Annotated in this window: 17 protein-coding genes, 2 tRNA genes and 2 pseudogenes; 5 read left to right on the forward strand and 16 right to left on the reverse strand. The window is 71.3% G+C overall.

What is annotated here, in order from left to right; translation table 11 throughout:
- Nucleotides 1-133 precede the first annotated feature (133 nt).
- From H0S67_RS16465 to H0S67_RS16505, 12 genes are all read right to left on the reverse strand, one after another.
- A complete protein-coding gene (locus H0S67_RS16465; protein ID WP_180933912.1) occupies nt 134-1,318 on the reverse strand; it encodes an esterase/lipase family protein in 1,185 nt (394 codons plus the stop codon).
- A 176-nt stretch (nt 1,319-1,494) separates the two neighbouring features.
- A complete protein-coding gene (locus H0S67_RS28335) occupies nt 1,495-1,644 on the reverse strand; it encodes a hypothetical protein (protein WP_425489825.1) in 150 nt (49 codons plus the stop codon).
- A complete protein-coding gene (locus tag H0S67_RS28340) occupies nt 1,596-2,366 on the reverse strand; it encodes a trigger factor (RefSeq protein WP_425489826.1) in 771 nt (256 codons plus the stop codon). Before H0S67_RS28340 ends, H0S67_RS28335 begins: the two co-directional genes overlap by 49 nt.
- Complete coding sequence (gene tig, locus H0S67_RS28345; protein ID WP_425489827.1) at nt 2,276-2,893, reverse strand: trigger factor; 618 nt, start codon at nt 2,891-2,893, stop codon at nt 2,276-2,278. Before tig ends, H0S67_RS28340 begins: the two co-directional genes overlap by 91 nt.
- Before the next feature lie 34 nt (nt 2,894-2,927).
- Nucleotides 2,928-3,000, reverse strand: a tRNA-Pro gene (locus H0S67_RS16475).
- Nucleotides 3,001-3,023: 23 nt separating this feature from the next.
- Nucleotides 3,024-3,097: transfer RNA gene (locus H0S67_RS16480), tRNA-Gly, on the reverse strand.
- 109 nt (nt 3,098-3,206) lie between these two features.
- Nucleotides 3,207-3,371: a hypothetical protein gene (locus tag H0S67_RS26850; protein ID WP_343050142.1), complete on the reverse strand. Its 165-nt coding sequence runs from the start codon at nt 3,369-3,371 to the stop codon at nt 3,207-3,209.
- A complete protein-coding gene (locus H0S67_RS26855) occupies nt 3,349-4,317 on the reverse strand; it encodes a SpoIIE family protein phosphatase (protein WP_281368875.1) in 969 nt (322 codons plus the stop codon). The genes H0S67_RS26850 and H0S67_RS26855 overlap by 23 nt, the downstream gene beginning before the upstream one ends.
- Before the next feature lie 27 nt (nt 4,318-4,344).
- Nucleotides 4,345-5,187 carry an Fpg/Nei family DNA glycosylase gene (locus H0S67_RS16490; protein WP_180933913.1) on the reverse strand — a complete coding sequence of 281 codons (843 nt, stop codon included), beginning with the start codon at nt 5,185-5,187 and terminating at the stop codon, nt 4,345-4,347.
- The gene (locus H0S67_RS16495; RefSeq protein ID WP_180933914.1) at nt 5,180-5,695 is read right to left on the reverse strand and encodes a ribose-5-phosphate isomerase; all 516 of its coding nucleotides are present in this window, start codon (nt 5,693-5,695) and stop codon (nt 5,180-5,182) included. The genes H0S67_RS16490 and H0S67_RS16495 overlap by 8 nt, the downstream gene beginning before the upstream one ends.
- 13 nt (nt 5,696-5,708) lie before the next feature.
- Nucleotides 5,709-6,590: an alpha/beta hydrolase gene (locus H0S67_RS16500; protein ID WP_180933915.1), complete on the reverse strand. Its 882-nt coding sequence runs from the start codon at nt 6,588-6,590 to the stop codon at nt 5,709-5,711.
- A gap of 7 nt (nt 6,591-6,597) precedes the next feature.
- Complete coding sequence (locus tag H0S67_RS16505) at nt 6,598-7,167, reverse strand: LURP-one-related family protein (RefSeq protein ID WP_180933916.1); 570 nt, start codon at nt 7,165-7,167, stop codon at nt 6,598-6,600.
- A gap of 91 nt (nt 7,168-7,258) precedes the next feature.
- Here H0S67_RS16505 and H0S67_RS28350 point away from each other — a divergent pair.
- Nucleotides 7,259-7,366: pseudogene (locus tag H0S67_RS28350) on the forward strand (hypothetical protein); the annotation flags it as partial.
- 162 nt (nt 7,367-7,528) lie between these two features.
- Here the strand turns inward: H0S67_RS28350 and metG are convergent.
- Nucleotides 7,529-9,355: a methionine--tRNA ligase gene (gene metG, locus H0S67_RS16515; RefSeq protein ID WP_180933917.1), complete on the reverse strand. Its 1,827-nt coding sequence runs from the start codon at nt 9,353-9,355 to the stop codon at nt 7,529-7,531.
- Between the two features lie 77 nt (nt 9,356-9,432).
- Here metG and H0S67_RS16520 point away from each other — a divergent pair, with 77 nt between their 5' ends.
- Nucleotides 9,433-10,104 (forward strand): GOLPH3/VPS74 family protein, encoded by a 672-nt coding sequence (locus tag H0S67_RS16520; protein ID WP_180933918.1) that lies wholly within the window; start codon nt 9,433-9,435, stop codon nt 10,102-10,104.
- A 17-nt stretch (nt 10,105-10,121) separates the two neighbouring features.
- Here H0S67_RS16520 and H0S67_RS16525 read toward each other — a convergent pair whose 3' ends face one another.
- The 3 genes from H0S67_RS16525 to chrA form a co-directional block, all read right to left on the reverse strand.
- Nucleotides 10,122-11,666: a CHAP domain-containing protein gene (locus H0S67_RS16525; protein ID WP_180933919.1), complete on the reverse strand. Its 1,545-nt coding sequence runs from the start codon at nt 11,664-11,666 to the stop codon at nt 10,122-10,124.
- A gap of 207 nt (nt 11,667-11,873) precedes the next feature.
- Nucleotides 11,874-12,473 carry a mycothiol-dependent nitroreductase Rv2466c family protein gene (locus tag H0S67_RS16530; RefSeq protein ID WP_180933920.1) on the reverse strand — a complete coding sequence of 200 codons (600 nt, stop codon included), beginning with the start codon at nt 12,471-12,473 and terminating at the stop codon, nt 11,874-11,876.
- 95 nt (nt 12,474-12,568) lie between these two features.
- On the reverse strand, nt 12,569-13,924 hold the full coding sequence (chrA, locus tag H0S67_RS16535) for a chromate efflux transporter (RefSeq protein WP_219635309.1): 1,356 nt from the start codon (nt 13,922-13,924) through the stop codon (nt 12,569-12,571).
- 102 nt (nt 13,925-14,026) lie between these two features.
- On the opposite strand from chrA, the gene H0S67_RS27505 reads away from it, so the two are divergent.
- The 3 genes and pseudogenes from H0S67_RS27505 to H0S67_RS27515 form a co-directional block, all read left to right on the forward strand.
- Nucleotides 14,027-14,347 (forward strand): hypothetical protein, encoded by a 321-nt coding sequence (locus H0S67_RS27505; protein ID WP_343050145.1) that lies wholly within the window; start codon nt 14,027-14,029, stop codon nt 14,345-14,347.
- 60 nt (nt 14,348-14,407) lie between these two features.
- Complete coding sequence (locus H0S67_RS27510; RefSeq protein WP_343050146.1) at nt 14,408-14,959, forward strand: M1 family aminopeptidase; 552 nt, start codon at nt 14,408-14,410, stop codon at nt 14,957-14,959.
- 2 nt (nt 14,960-14,961) lie between these two features.
- Nucleotides 14,962-15,299 (forward strand): annotated as a pseudogene (locus H0S67_RS27515) (M1 family aminopeptidase); the annotation flags it as partial.
- Nucleotides 15,300-15,315 lie beyond the last annotated feature (16 nt).

Below are 15,315 nucleotides of genomic sequence, written 5' to 3' on the forward strand. Positions count from 1 at the left end.
GCTGGGGTTCTGGGTCACGAGTGCGACCCTAGCCGCAACGGCCGACAGTTCCACGGCCCGACCACCCCTGTTCGCCGACAGCGGATTTCAGGATCCTCTCAGGAGCGGTGGCCCCCCGGGCGGTAGCGGTCCGTCAGGCCAGCCAGTCCCGCAGCGACCGGTCCACCTCGGGGTGGTTGAGCAGTCCGAAGTGGTCGGTGCGGCCGACGTGCAGCACGTCGGCACCCGGGAAGAGCTCGTTGCCCCAGCGGTCCCGGCCGTACGCCGACGGCACCCGCACCAGCAGGTCCCCCACCACGTGTCCCACCGGGTGTCGCGGGGAGTTGGTCAGCGTGGCCGCGACCAGCCGGTAGCGGGCGTGCGGCAGGGGCGGGACGTCCTCGGCCAGGCCCGCCACCAGGTCGTGGACACCCACCGAGCGCCAGTCCAGGATCCGCCCGAAGGCGGACGTCTCGGGCAGCCGCGCCATGCCCCGGCTGCCGTGGCCGACGCCGCGGGCGATCGGGGCACCCAGGTGGGGCGTGCCGAGGGTGACGATGTCGGAGACCAGACCGGTCCAGGGCCGCTCCACCTCGGCGGCCACCGCGCCGGCCGCCCGCATGACCAGTCCGCCCATCGAGTGGCCGACCAGGGCGATCCGGTCGACCGTGACCGGCCACTCCTCGACCAGGTGCTGCATCAGGGCCGAGAGAGCCGCGCCGTTCTCGCGCAGGCCCAGCCCGGTGTTGGCCCGCAGGAAGACCGGCGTCCAGCCCTGCTGCCCGAGCGTCTCGCCGTACGTCGTGCCGCGCTCGGCGCGACCCCGGCTCCAGTGGGACTCGTTCTCGCACAGGCCGTGCAGGAAGACCACGACCCGACCGCTGGCCGCGGGGAACGCCGCCGCCAGACCCTCCGCGGTCGCCTCCACGTCGCGCCCTCCGGCTCGCACGGCCATCGGGATCGCGAGGCGGGGCCGCTCGCGGACCAGGCGGTCGCCGATCAGCCCGTTGACCGCCGAGCTCAGGAACCGGCCCGGCGGCTGCTCCTCGAGGCGGGGGCCCACCCCGGTCGAGGCCACCGCGTCGAGGCCCCGCGAGGCGGCCCGCAGGCCGACCGACAGGCCGCCGTACACCGCCCCCGCGATGCCGCGGTGGACCACTTCGGAGGCGGCCGCCCCTCCTCCCGTCGAACGCCGCACCAGGCCGTGGACCCGGTCGGCGACCGCGTAGTGGGTGTCGCGGGCGGTCCTCACCAGGAGCTCGTCAGCGACCTCGGAGAGAAGGGAGAGGGCGTCGAGCAGGCCGGGACCGGTGGCGGTGCGGGTGCGGCGGTCGTCCATCCCCCGAGGGTAGACCGTTGAGTGCACACTTGTGCACCCATCCGCAGCGGATACTCCCCGCCGTTCGGCAGGTGTTCATGATCGATCGGGGATGCCGATCAGCGGGGACCACCGCAGCACGCCCGAAATGCCATCGACCCGCCGGGAGTCCCGGCGGGTCGGTGGGTGGATCGGGGTCAGGCCTCCGCGGGGGCCTCGCCGGCCTCGGCGTCCGCCTCGGCGTCAGCCTCGACCTCGGCCTCCGGCTCACCGATGGTGCCGTCGGGGCGCAGGTTCTTCAGCTCCACGGTGTTGCCCGAGGCGTCCTTGACGACCGCGGTCTCCACGATCGTGGCCAGCGCCTTGCCGCGCAGGATCTCCTGCACGAGCTCGGGGATGTGGTTGTGCTCGAACATGTGGTTCGCGAACTCCTGCGGGTCCTGGCCGGACTGCTGGCGCGGCGGACCAGGTGCTGGGAGAGCTCGTTCTGGTCGACGCCGAGCTCCTCCTTCTTCGCGATCTCGTCGAGGATGAACTGCGCGGCCACGGCGTCACGCACGCGGCGGTCGAGCTCGGCCTCGAACTCCTCGACGGTCTGTCCCTCGTCCTCGAGGTACTTCTCCATCGTGATGCCGGCGTAGGCGAGCTGCTGCTCGATGTTCTGGCGGCGGGCGTTGAGCTCGTCGGTGACCATGGTCTCCGGCAGCGGCACCTCGACCTTGTCCAGCAGGGCCTCGAGGACGGCGTCGCGCGCGGCGGCAGCCTGCTCGAGGCGCTTGCCACGGCCGAGACGCTCGCGCACGTCGGCGGTGAGCTCGTCCGCGGTGTCGAACTCCGAGGCGAGCTGGGCGAAGTCGTCGTCGACCTCGGGCAGCTCCTGCTCCTGCACCTGCGAGACGGCGACGGTCACCTCGACCTCCTCGCCGACGAGGTCGCCCCCGACGAGCTGGGAGGTGAAGGACTTCTCGTCGCCGGCGCTCATGCCGGCGAGGGCCTCGTCGAGACCGTCGAGCATGCCACCGCGGCCGACCTGGTAGGACATGCCGGCGACCTCGGCGCCCTCGAGCACCTCGCCGTCCTTGGTGGCCTTGAGTCGATGACGACGAAGTCGCCGTCGGCGGCCGCGCGCTCGACGTCGGAGAGGGTGCCGAAGCGCTCACGCAGCGCCTGGACCTGCTCCTCGACGTCGGCGTCGGTGACCTCGACGTCGTCGACCTGCGCCTCGATGCCGTCGTAGTCCGGCACGGTGATCTCGGGACGGACGTCGACCTCGGCGGTGAACTCCAGGGCCTCGTTGTCCTCGAACTTCGTCACCTCGATCTCCGGCTGCGCGAGCGGCTGGAGGGAGTTCTCCTCGAGGGCCTCGACGTACTTCTTGGGGAGGACGTCGTTGATCGCCTCGTCGAGCACGGCGCCGCGCCCGACCTGGCGGTCGATGACCATCGGGGGCACCTTGCCGCGGCGGAAGCCGGGGATGTTGATCTGCTGGGCAATCTTCTTGTACGCCGCGTCGAGGCTCGGCTTGAGCTCCTCGAAGGGCACCTCGACGGTCAGCTTGGCCCTGGTCGGGCTCAAGGTCTCGACGGCGCTCTTCACAGGTTGTCTCCTCATCTGGGGTTCCGGTAGTGCGTCGGGGCGACAGGACTCGAACCTGCGATCTCCTGCTCCCAAAGCAGGCGCGCTAGCCACTACGCTACGCCCCGCCAAGTTGCCCCGAGAGGCTCCTTGGAGCGGATGACGGGAATCGAACCCGCGTAGCCAGTTTGGAAGACTGGGGCTCTACCATTGAGCTACATCCGCACGCGAAAGCACCCTCCGGTCAGAGGGTGGGTTTTCCGCGGGTGTCATCGTGCCACACAGCGGGCCGAGCCCCCCAACCGAGGCGGGCCGCCCGTCGCTGGATCCGGGCTCAGCGCCGGTGGACGAGCAGCAGCGCCCGGTCGTCGTTCCGGGAGCCCAGGGAGTCGACCAACCGGGCCGCTCCCCCCTCGAAGGTCCCCCGCAGCAGCCGCTCGGCCTGGCCGAGCAGCCTGTCGATCCCCAGGCCGATGTCACGCCGCGGCGTCTCGACCATCCCGTCTGTGTAGAGGATCAGGGCGTCGCCGCGGCGCAGCACGCCCTCGACGGCCGGAACTGCGCGTCGTCGACGAGACCGAGCACCGGGCCCTCGGCGTCCAGCATCGACCAGCGGCCGGTGCCGGCGGCCAGGTGCACGGCCGGGGGTGCCCCGCGGAGCGGACCTCGTAGTGCCCGGTCGTGAGGTCGAGCGAGAGGTGGATGGCGGTGGCGAACCCCTCCTCCCACTCCTGGCGCAGGAGGTACTCGTTGGACGCGAGGAGGAACTCCGAGGCCGGCAGAGCGGTCAGCAGGCCGCCGCACGCCCCGGAGAGGAGCAGCGCGCGGGTGCCCGCCTGCTCGCCCTTGCCGGAGACGTCGACCACGACGACCTCGAGGCGGTCCGCGGACCGCGGCCGGGCCGCCACCACGAAGTCGCCGGCGAACGGCGTGCCGCCCGCCGACCGGAGCGCGGACTCGGCGTACCAACCGTCAGGCAGGTCGGGGATGCCGCCCTGGCCCAGGATCCGGTCGCGCAGGTCGACGAGCATCGACTCCCCGAGCGCGCCCGCGACGCCCAGGCGGGACCTGCGGAAGCTCGTGAGCAGGATGATGAAGCTCAGCAGGAACAGGATGGCGACGCCGAGCACCAGTCGGACGGTGAACTCCGGCTGCACCGAGAGCGCCAACATCAGCGCGGTCATGACCGCGACGACGAACCACGGGAGCTGGCGGGGCCCGAGCACCAGGCTGCCCAGCACGAGGGGCAGCACCAGCACGTTGAGCGGCATCTGGTCCGGCCAGCGCATGATCGCGCCGGTGAGGACGACGGTGGCGAGGACGAGGCCGACGACGGGGCGGTTGTCGCGGCGGGCAGCGCGGCGCAGCACGGTGCTGTAGGCGCGGCGCGCAGCGGAGGGACTCGCCGGTCGGTACGGCGAGGCCTGCTCACGCACGGCTGTCATCGTCGGGGTCCTCGCTCTCGGGTCGGTTCACTGTAAGGCTCGCGACCGGAACCGGGGCTGACAACGCGGACACCAGAAGAGGTTTCTCCCGAGCAGGACCTCGGTGCGCACGATCGAGCCGCACACGTGGCACGGCTGGCCGGTCCGGCGGTAGACGTAGACCTCGCCCCCGTGGTCGTCGGCGCGCGGCGGGCGGCCCATCGCCTCGGGCGTGTGCTCGGGTCGGACGGTGTCGATGCGCCCGGTCCGCACGCCCTCGGCCATCAGCACGACCAGGTCGTCCCACATGGCCTGGAACTGCCCGACCCGCAGCGTGCTGCCGGGTCGCAACGGGTGCATCCGGTGGCGGAACAGGAGCTCGGCGCGGTAGACGTTGCCGACCCCGGCGAGCACGGTCTGGTCCATGAGCAGGCCCCCGATCGGCGCCCGGCTGCGTCGGATCCGCGCCCAGGCGGGCTCCCAGCTCGAGTCCGGACGGATCGGGTCGGGCCCCGACCTGGCCACGACGCCGGCGCGCTGCTCGCCGGTGACCAGCTCGCAGGTGGTGGCGCCCCGCAGGTCGGCGTACGCGTCGCCGTCGGCGGCCACCAGCCGCAGACGGACCTGCCCGACGGGCGCCGGGACCTCCGTGACGCCGGTGTGGACGTCGAAGTGGCCGTAGAGGCCGAGGTGGACGTGCACGAAGCGGTCGCCGGGGAAGGCCACGAAGAGGTGCTTGCCCCAGGCCTCGGCTCCTTCGAGCACGTGGCCGTCGACCAGCGCCGCCGAGTCCACGAAGCGGCCCTGCGGGCTGCCGGCCCGCACCACGCGGCCGCCGAACGCCGTCGTCAGGTCACCGGCGAGCCGGTGGAGGGTGTGCCCCTCAGGCATCGCGTCCCTGGGGACCGCCGAGGGCCGACTCGGGCAGCGGCGGGAGCTCGCGCGTCGTCTCGTACGACGCGAGCTGGCCGATCCGGCGGACGTGGCGCTCCTCGCCGGTGAACGCCGTGGTCAGGAACACCTCGACGAAGCGGGTCATGTCGTCGAGGGAGTGCAGCCGGCCACCGACCGAGACCACGTTGGCGTCGTTGTGCTCGCGCGCCAGCACCGCGGTCTCCTCCGACCAGACCAGCGCGGCACGGATGCCGACCACCTTGTTGGCGGCCATCTGCTCGCCGTTGCCGGACCCGCCGATCACCACGCCGAGGCTGTCGAGGCCCTCGGCCCGCTCCGCGGCGACGCCCTCGGCGGCCCGCAGGCAGAACACCGGGTAGTCGTCGACGGCGTCGTAGACGAACGGGCCGTGGTCGACGACCTCGTAGCCGTGGTCGGCCAGCCAGCCGAGGAGGTGGTCCTTGAGGTCCAGGCCCGCATGGTCGGAGCCGAGGTGCACGCGCATGGGCCGCATCCTCTCAGAGGTGCATCCGGAGGAATCCGGCCACCTGCCTCATCAGCGGCTCCGCCTGCGGGAACACCCGGGGGTGGCGCCAGAAGCCGTGCACCTGGCCCAGGTAGCGGGTGCCGACCACGTCCACCCCGCGCTCCGAGAGCTCGGCGACCAGGCGCTCACCCTCGTCGCGCAGCGGGTCGTGCTCGGCCGTGACCACCAAGGTCGGCGGCAGGGTGTGCAGCCGGTCGGAGCACAGCGGCGCGAGGTCCGGGTGGCAGAGGTCGTCCGGGCTGCCGGCGTACTGGTCCCAGTACCACCGCGCTTCGGCCGGGTCGAACCCGTGCGCCTCGGTGCGGTAGGACTCGTAGCCTCCGTCCGGGTCGAGGAACGGGTAGATGAGCACCACGGCCGCGAACCGCCCCGGGTGGCGCAGTGCCGCACCCAGGGCCAGGTTGCCGCCCGCACTGTCGCCGTGCACGAACGTGGGACCGCGCAGCCCCTCCGCCTCGGCGTGGGCGTCCAGCCAGCCGAGCACCGTGTCGACGTCGTCCGGAGCCGCCGGGAAGCGGTGCTCGGGCGGTCGCCGGTAGTCGACGCTCACCACGGCCAGCCCGGAGCGGTTGGCGAGCCGGCGGGCCGCCGCGTCGTGGACCTCGACGTCGTTGAGGACGAAGCCACCGCCGTGCAGGTGCACCACGACGCCGTCGGCGCCGTCGGGCACGTAGATGCGGCACGGGACGCCGGCCGCGTCGACGTCGCGGACCACGGCCACCGGCTCCCGGGGGTCCTGCGCGGCCGCCGCCCGCGCCTCGGCGCGGCTGGCGGCGATGTCGAACGCCGGGTCGGCCACCGACACCTCCCCGGCCATCATCTTCAGGGCCGCCCGGGCCTGCGGGGTCAGCATCCCGGCGTCACCTCGACATCAGCGCGTCCATGGCCACCGCGACCGCCGCGGCGACCCGGAAGTCGACCCGCGGGTCGGGCACCCGGACCGTGTAGCGATCGCGCACGGTGGTCTGCCGCTCGACGCTCATCAGCGGCCGGCCGCCCGCGTCGACGAAGTCGAAGTGGATCGGCAGGAAGGGGACGTCGGCGAAGCGCCGCACCAGCGCCACGGCCTGGCTGCGCTCCTGCCCGGTCCCGGTGTAGCCGGGGCCCTCGACGTGGAAGGTGGACCGCAGCAGGCTGGCGGCGAAGTCCTTGCGGAAGAAGCCGATCTGCTGCCCCGCCTCGTCGGTCACGTCGTAGCCCGAGCTGAAGTCCATGACCTTGCGGGCCTTGAAGGCGAAGACCGGCCGGGTCTTGGTGTCATCGGCGAAGAACGTCACCCGCTCCTTGAGCGCCATCTTCTTCTGCTCCGCCAGGCCCATCATCTGCCCGCTGCTGCCGTCGGGGTTGGCCGCGACGACCTCGTAGCGGTTGGTCATCATGGCGAACCTCTGCCGGACGTAGAACGTGGGCAGATACATGGCGGCGGTCATGCCCCGGAACCCTACTGACCGCCATCATGTGCGGGTGGCGATCTTCGGATGGTTCGTGCTCTCGCTGGTCTTCGTCGACGAGCTGCTCGCGATGGCGGCGTTCGGGGTGTGGGGCTGGCAGGCCTCACCCCGCTGGCTGCTCGTGTGGCTGCTGCCGATGTCGGCGATGACCGCCTGGTTCCTCCTCGCCTCCCCGAAGGCGAGGTACGGCGGCCCCGTGGTGCGACCCGTCGCGAAGGTGGTGGTCTTCGGGCTCGCTCCCTCGCCCTGTGGGGCGCCGGTCATCCCGGCTGGGCGCTCGCACTGCTGGCCTTCTCGGTGGTCGTCAACGGGCTGGCCCTGCTGCCGGCCATCCGTGACCTCACTCCCCGGCCAGACGGGCCCGCTCCTCCTCGACCACCGACGGGTCAAGCTTGGTGAAGATCGGGGTCGGCTTGGCGACGGGCGTGCCGACGACGACCGGGCGGCGCTCCCACGACGGGGTGGAGGAGTACTCGCCGGTGATGATCGGGTAGACGCCCAGGCCTGCGCCGTCGTCGGGGTCGAGGTCCTCGACGTGCTCGATGCGGGGCATCGGCATGAACTCGCCCTTGCCGCCGTACGCCGACCACACCTGGTTGGAGGAGAACGGCAGGAACGGCGCCAGCAGCGTGTTGCAGTCCAGGACGCACTGGGCGGCGACGTGCAGCACCGTGCCGAGACGCTCGCGCTGGTCGGGGTCCTTCATCTTGTACGGCTCGGTGGCGGTGAGGTACTTGTTCACCTCGCCGACGATCCGCATCGCCTCGGCGATCGCCGCGCGCTGACGGTGGCGACGGATGAGGTCGCCGACCGACTCGAACCCGGCGCCGACGGTGTCGAGCACGGTCTGGTCCACCGGCTCCAGCGGCCCGGCCGCGGGGACCTCGCCGAAGTTCTTCGCGATCATCGTCGCGGTCCGGTTCACGAGGTTGCCCCAGCCGGCGACCAGCTCGGAGTTGGTCCGCTGCACGAAGTCCGACCAGGTGAAGTCGGAGTCCGAGGTCTCCGGGCCGGCCGCGCTGATGAAGTAGCGCAGGGCGTCCGGCTGGTAGCGCGACAGCATGTCGCCCACCAGGATCACGTGACCACGGCTGGTCGAGAACTGCCTGCTCTCCATCGTCATGAACTCGCTCGACACCACCTCGGTGGGGAGCTCGAGGAGGCCGAAGGTGCCGGGCGCGCCGCCGCGCTCACCCTTGCCGTCGTACGCCAGCAGCTCGGCGGGCCAGATCTGGCTGTGGAAGGTGATGTTGTCCTTGCCCATGAAGTAGTACGACAGGGGCGGCTCCTCCCCCTCCGCCGCCGGGTTCCACCACTCCCGCCAACGCTCAGGCTCGCCAAGGCGGCGGGCCCACTCGATCGAAGCGGACAGGTAGCCGATGACGGCGTCGAACCACACGTAGAGCCGCTTCGTCGGCTGCTCGCGCCAGCCCTCGAGCGGGATCGGGATGCCCCAGTCGATGTCGCGGGTCATCGCCCGCTCGCGGATGTCCTCCAGGATGTTCTTGGAGAACTTGATGACGTTGGGCCGCCACGTCCCGCTCGCCTCGCGGCCGTCGAGCCAGTCCCCCAGCGCGTTGGCCAGGGCCGGCAGGTCGAGGAAGAAGTGCTGGGTCTCGACGAACTCCGGCACCTCGCCGTTGATCTTGGACCGCGGGTTCTTCAGGTCGGTCGGGTCGAGCTGGTTGCCGCAGTTGTCGCACTGGTCGCCCCGGGCCTCGCCGTACCCGCAGATCGGGCAGGTGCCCTCGATGTAGCGGTCGGGCAGGGTGCGCCCGGTGGACGGGCTGATCGCGGCCAGCGTGGTCTTCTCGACCATGTAGCCGTTGCGGTGCACCGTCTCGAACATTTCCTGCACCACCCGGTAGTGGTTGCCGGTGGTGGTGCGGGTGAACAGGTCGTAGGACAGGCCGAGGTCGACGAGGTCCTGCACGATGACCGCGTTGTTCTTGTCGGCGAGGTCCTTCGCCGAGACCCCCTCCTTGTCGGCGGCGACCAGGATCGGCGTGCCGTGCTCGTCGGTGCCGGAGACCATGAGGACGTCGTGTCCGGCCATCCGCATGTACCGACTGAAGACGTCGGAGGGCACACCGAAACCGGCCACGTGGCCGATGTGGCGCGGGCCGTTTGCGTACGGCCAGGCGACGGCGGACAGGACTTTGGTCATGGGCTGAATCCTAGAGACCCGGCGCCACGGGTTTCCGACCGAGGCCGCACGGCCCGGGCGAGGGCTACCGTCGGGACATGGGGACGCTGCTGGCGGAGGACCTGCTCCTGCTCCTGCTCGACGAGCAGAAGGGCAGGCTGCGCACGTCGTACGCCGACACCGTGCTGGGCGGCGCGCTGCTCACCGAGCTCGCCCTCCTCGGGGCCGTGGGGGTGCCGGAGAAGACCAGCGTCTGGAGGACGGCGAAGGTGCACGCCACCGGCACGCGCGTCGAGGACCCGCTGCTGCAGGAGGCCCTGGACGTCGTCGGCCGGAAGGAGAGGTCCGCCGAGGACCTGGTCACCCGCCTGGGCAAGGGTCGGCGCGACGTGCTCGGCCAGCGCCTGGTCGAGCGCGGCATCCTCCAGCGCCGCGACACCAGGGTGCTCGGCATCTTCCCGGGGCGGCGCTGGCCGACCCTCGACCCCAGCCACGAGCAGGCCCTGCGGCACAGCCTGGGCAGGGTGCTGGTCGAGGGGGCCGAGCCCGACGAGCGCACCGCCGCGCTCATCGCGCTGCTCGCCGCCATCGACCGGGCCCACAAGGTCGTCGACCACGAGGGCCTGTCGTCGCGTGAGGTCCGCCGGCGCGCCAAGCAGATCGCCGAGGGCGCCTGGGCGGCCAAGGCCGTGCGCGACGCCATCGCCGCGGCGACGGCCGCCACCGCCGGCGCCGTCGCTGCCACGACGGCCGCGACCTCCTCCGGCTGAGCGGGGCTCAGCTGGGCTCAGCGCGGAATGTCCACCGTCCCCCGGTAGGAGCCTGCGTCGACGAGGTCCTTGCCGAGGTACTTCACCACGACGGCCTTGGTGCCGGGGCGCAGGTTGAGCACGGTGACGGTGCGCAGCCCGTCGTGCACCCGCACCTCGCGGGTCTGCGTGCCCACGCGGACCGTGATGGTCCCCCGGATCCCGGTGGCGCCGGGCGCCGTGATCGTGACCGAGACCTGGGCCCGTCCGGGCTTTCCGACCGCCGTCACCGCGACCTGCGGGACGGTGTGGACCGCCGTGGTGGCGTCGGTCGTCGCGGTCGCCGGCTTGTAGCCCTGGCGGGACAGGTCCGTGCGCACCGACAGGTGGGCACCCACGTCGGCCGCGACCGGGGAGTACGTCGTACCGGTCGCCCCGGGGATGGGCGCACCGTCGCGCAGCCACTGGTAGCTCGCGGTCGCGTCGGAGGGGTCGACCACACCGGGCACGACCTCGAGCGGCTGGCCCAGCCTGGGCACCCCGCCGACCGTGAAGGGCGAGGTGACCTTGACGGTGCCACCGAGCACCGACGGCGTGGGGGCCGAGCTGGCCGTGGTCGGCTCGTAGCCGGCCCGGCTCACCGACACCACTGCCCGCACCACCGTGCCGGCCTGGTCGGGGGTGAGCCGCAGGGTCCACGCGGTCGCACCCGCGATCGGCTGGCCGTTGGACAGCCACTGGACCGTCTTGGTCGTCGATCCCGGGTCGTAGGAGCCGCGGGTGGCCGTGAGCGCCGACCCCACGAGCGCCTCGCCGCTGACCTGCGGCTGGGCGACGGTGGTGATCTCGCCCGGCGCGACGTCGGTCGTGGCGGCGGACGTCGCGATCGCGGAGGCGTAGCCCTGGGCGGACGCGGCCACCTGGACGGAGATCTGCTGCCCGACCCTGCCCGGCCCGAGGTCGAGGGTGGAGGCAGTGGCGTCCTTGATCGCCTGGCCGTCGGCGAACCACTGGTAGGTGTAGCTGTCCGGGGTGGAGGACCAGGTGCCCGGCGCGGCCGTCAGCGTCTGGCCCACCTGCGGCGTGCCGGAGACGGTCGGGAGCTTCTTGTTGGTCAGCGCGACGTCGTGGAAGTGGATGAAGCCGCTGGGCCAGCCACCTCCGGTCTTCGTGACCTTGTGCCAGTGGAAGTCGCCACCCCAGTTGTCGTCGGAGATCCAGATCTCGCTGCTGGAGACCACCTTCTCGACGTACGCCACGTGTCCGCTGCTGCCGACCGGGTAGACGTTGGCGTCCCACCACGCCACGGCGCCCACCTTGGGGGTCGTGTCGGTGATGAAGGCCATCGCGTGGCCCCAGTTCTCGGCGTTCCCGCCGCCCGACCACGGACGGCTGTCCGGCATGCCCGCCTTGACCATCCGGTACGCCGCGTAGTTGGTGCAGTTGTGGCCGCCGTACATCCGCCAGTACATGTGGCTCGAGCTGCTGGAGTACCCCGCGTTGGAGTAGCCCGCGCCCCGGCAGCCGGTGTAACCGCTGCACAGGGCGATGTAGGAGGCCTGGGCAGGCGCCGGTGGCGCCACCAGCGGAAGGGTGGCAAGAGCGAGCGCGACACCGAGAAGTCGCACCCGGGGTCGCGGAAGTCCTCGCCTGAAGAGCACAGGTGGACGTTAGGGGCGGTCGTCAAGCGACACGCCGAACAGTTTCGATCTTAACCGAACTGTTACCAACGGGATTGGTGTGACAGGAGACGACTCATGAGCCGTCTCCTGCCCACCGTACGACCTCGATCAGCTGAAGTCGAGATCCGCCGTCCGGCTGCGCTTCAGCTCGAAGAAGTAGGGGTAGGCCGCCAGCGCGACGGCACCGTCCCAGACCTTGCCGGCCTCCTCGCCACGCGGGATCGAGGTGAGGACCGGGCCGAAGAAGGCCGTGCCCTCGATGGCGATGGTCGGCGTGCCGACCTCGTCGCCCACCTGGTCCATGCCGAGGTGGTGCGACTTCCTGATGTCCTCGTCGTAGGACGGGTCGTCCATCGCCTCGACCAGGTTCGCCGGCAGGCCCGCCTCGGCGAGCGCCGCCGCGACCAGCTCGCGCGACTGCTTCTGGCCCTCGTTGTGGAGACGGGTGCCGAGCGCGGTGTAGAGCGGGAGCAGCACGTCCTTGCCGTGCCTCTGCTCGGCGGCCATGCAGACCCGGACCGGGCCCCAGGCGTCGGCGAGCATGTCGCGGTACTCCTGCGGGATGTCCTTGTCCTCGTTGAGGTAGGCGAGGCTCATGATGTGCCAGGTGACGTTGATGTCACGCACCTTCTCCACCTCGAGGATCCACCGCGAGGTGATCCAGGCGAACGGGCAGCGCGGGTCGAACCAGAAGTCGGCATTCGTCATGACCTGCACAACACCGCCTTGACCCCGGAGATTCCCCAAGATGGGCCATGGCGCCCCGGCCTTCCCTGGCCCGTTCGGGCCAGCCCGTCCCTCGCTCAGGCGACCAGCGAGAGGCCGAGGCCGACCAGGGCGCACACGCCCAGCGTGCGCAGCACCGACCAGCGGAGCCTGAAGACCAGGACGAGCGCCAGCGCGGTGACCACGAACGAGGTCCACACGTACGACGACCACACGGGCACGACCAGGGAGACCGGACCGGCGGTGAGCGTCGTGGTGGCGGAGAAGAGGGTGTGCACCGCGAAGTAGACCGCGAGGTTGGCGATGACCCCCACGACCGCGGCGGTGACACCGGTGAGCGCCGCGGCGAGGGCCGTGCTGCCGCGGAGCCGCTCGACGTACGGCGCGCCGAGGAAGATGAAGAGGAAGCAGGGGACGAACGTGACCCACACGGTCAGGAGCGACGCCAGGACGGCCGCCACCCAGGGGTCGAGCCCACCCGGGTGCCGGTAGGCGCCGAGGAACGCGACGAACTGCACCACCATGATCAGCGGGCCGGGCGTGCTCTCGGCCAGCGCGAGCCCACGCACCATCTCCCCCGCCGAGAGCCAGCCGAAGGTGCCGACCGCCGCCTGGGCGACGTAGGACAGCACGGCGTACGCACCACCGAAGGTCACCAGCGCCATCCCGCCGAAGAAGACGCCCTGGTCGGTGAAGACCGTGCGCGAACCCGAGGCGAGCACGAAGGCGAGGACCACCGGCGCCACCCAGAGCAGCACCCCGACGAGGAGGACGGTCAGGTTGCGGCGCGCGGACGGGCTCGCCCGGTGCAGGGCGTCGTCGGGAACCAGGGGCGGCGGCGAGCCGTCCTCGGCCTCGACCGCGGGCCGGGCCATCACCGCGGGACGCCAACGGCCGAGGGCCCAGCCGACCAGTCCTGCCGCCAGCACCACGAGGGGGAACGGCAGGCCGAGCAGGGCCAGCAGCAGGAAGGCTCCGACCGCCAGCCAGACCAGGGCCCGGTGCCGCAGCGCCCGGCTCGCGATCCGGACGACCGCCTGCACCACGATCGCGATCACGGCGGGCGCCAGCCCGACGAACAGGCCGGTGACGACGGCGGAGTCGCCGTGGGCGACGTAGGCCCACGAGAGCGCCAGCATCGCCACCACCCCGGGCAGCACGAAGAGGAAGCCCGCGACCAGTCCGCCGATCCAGCCGTTGAGCAGCCAGCCCGTGTAGATGGCCAGCTGCTGGGCCTCCGGCCCCGGCAGCAGCATGCAGAAGCTCAGGGCGTGCAGGAACCGCCGCTCCCCCACCCAGCGTCGCTCGTCGACGAGGACGCGCTGCATGACCGCGATCTGCCCGGCCGGGCCACCGAAGGTCTGCAGCGAGATGAGGAACCACGCCTTCGTCGCCACACGCAACGGCACGACATGTCCCTCGATGCGTTCCACCGGGCCATCCTCCTCAAAGTGCACCCGTCCGGTCGAGTAAACCCGGTGTGGCGCAGATAACGATTTCCCTACCGCCCGGGCCCTGGTGAGAGGATGCGAAACATGCCTGGAACCAACCTCACCCGGGATGAGGCCGCCACCCGCGCCGCCCTCCTGGACGTCACGTCGTACTCCATCGACCTGGATCTCACGACGGACGAGAAGACCTTCGGCTCGACCACCACCATCCGGTTCACCTGCGCCGAGCCCGGCGCGGAGACGTTCGCGGACCTCGTCGACGCCACCATCCACGAGATCACGCTGAACGGCGCGTCGATCGACCCGGCCACGGCGTACGCCGACAGCCGGATCGCGCTCTCCGGGCTCGCCACCGAGAAACGAGCTCGTGGTCAGGGCCGACTGCACCTACTCCCGCACCGGTGAGGGCCTGCACCGCTTCGGGACCCTGCCGACGACCGGGTCTACCTCTACTCCCAGTTCGAGGTGCCCGACGCCCGCCGCGTCTACACCACCTTCGAGCAGCCCGACCTCAAGGCGCCGTTCACCTTCCGGGTGACCGCCCCGAGCCACTGGAAGGTCGTCTCGAACGCCGCGACCCCGGATCCGCGCGAGATCGCCGACGGCACGTCGGTGTGGGAGTTCCCGGAGACCCGGCCGATGTCGACCTACATCACGGCGCTCGTCGCCGGCGAGTACCACGAGGTCCTCGACACCTACCGGGGCAAGCACGGCGACATCCCGCTCGGCCACTACTGCCGCCAGTCGCTGGTCCAGCACATGGACGTCGAGGAGCTGGTCAAGCTCACCCGTCAGGGCTTCGAGTTCTTCGAGGAGCTCTTCGACTACCCCTACCCGTTCGGCAAGTACGACCAGCTCTACGTGCCGGAGTACAACATGGGCGCGATGGAGAACGCCGGCTGCGTGACGCTGCGCGACGAGTACCTCCCCGCAGCCGCCAGGACCGCTCGTTCTACGAGTTCCGCGCCGAGGTCATCCTCCACGAGATGGCGCACATGTGGTTCGGCGACCTCGTGACCATGAAGTGGTGGACGACCTCTGGCTCAACGAGTCCTTCGCCGAGTGGGCCTGCTACCACGCGGCCGTCGAGGCCACCGAGTTCACCGAGTCGTGGGTCGGGTTCACCAACGCCCGCAAGAACTGGGCCTACCGCCAGGACCAGCTGCCCAGCACCCACCCGATCGCGGCCGACAACGTCGACCTGCGCGCCGTCGAGGTGAACTTCGACGGCATCACCTACGCCAAGGGCGCCTCGGTGCTCAAGCAGCTGGTCGCCTGGGTCGGGCTCGACAACTTCGTCGAGGGCATCCGCGGCTACTTCAAGGAGTTCGCGTTCTCCAACTCCGAGTTCAAGGACCTGCTGGCCGCGCTGG

The organism is Nocardioides ungokensis, assembly GCF_013466985.1.
Taxonomy (GTDB): Bacteria; Actinomycetota; Actinomycetes; order Propionibacteriales; family Nocardioidaceae; genus Nocardioides; species Nocardioides ungokensis.

What these genes read in the sequence shown, in the direction of transcription:
- H0S67_RS16505 (WP_180933916.1), bottom strand. Translation starts at nt 7,167, where the DNA reads ATGACCGCCGCCATGTATCTGCCCACGTTCTACGTCCGGCAGAGGTTC.
- H0S67_RS16495 (WP_180933914.1), bottom strand. Translation starts at nt 5,695, where the DNA reads ATGCGCGTGCACCTCGGCTCCGACCATGCGGGCCTGGACCTCAAGGAC.
- H0S67_RS16520 (WP_180933918.1), top strand. Translation starts at nt 9,433, where the DNA reads ATGGGGACGCTGCTGGCGGAGGACCTGCTCCTGCTCCTGCTCGACGAG.
- H0S67_RS16490 (WP_180933913.1), bottom strand. Translation starts at nt 5,187, where the DNA reads ATGCCTGAGGGGCACACCCTCCACCGGCTCGCCGGTGACCTGACGACG.
- H0S67_RS16500 (WP_180933915.1), bottom strand. Translation starts at nt 6,590, where the DNA reads ATGCTGACCCCGCAGGCCCGGGCGGCCCTGAAGATGATGGCCGGGGAG.
- H0S67_RS27505 (WP_343050145.1), top strand. Translation starts at nt 14,027, where the DNA reads ATGCCTGGAACCAACCTCACCCGGGATGAGGCCGCCACCCGCGCCGCC.
- H0S67_RS26850 (WP_343050142.1), bottom strand. Translation starts at nt 3,371, where the DNA reads ATGGTCGAGACGCCGCGGCGTGACATCGGCCTGGGGATCGACAGGCTG.
- H0S67_RS16530 (WP_180933920.1), bottom strand. Translation starts at nt 12,473, where the DNA reads ATGACGAATGCCGACTTCTGGTTCGACCCGCGCTGCCCGTTCGCCTGG.
- H0S67_RS16465 (WP_180933912.1), bottom strand. Translation starts at nt 1,318, where the DNA reads ATGGACGACCGCCGCACCCGCACCGCCACCGGTCCCGGCCTGCTCGAC.
- H0S67_RS26855 (WP_281368875.1), bottom strand. Translation starts at nt 4,317, where the DNA reads ATGACAGCCGTGCGTGAGCAGGCCTCGCCGTACCGACCGGCGAGTCCC.
- metG (WP_180933917.1), bottom strand. Translation starts at nt 9,355, where the DNA reads ATGACCAAAGTCCTGTCCGCCGTCGCCTGGCCGTACGCAAACGGCCCG.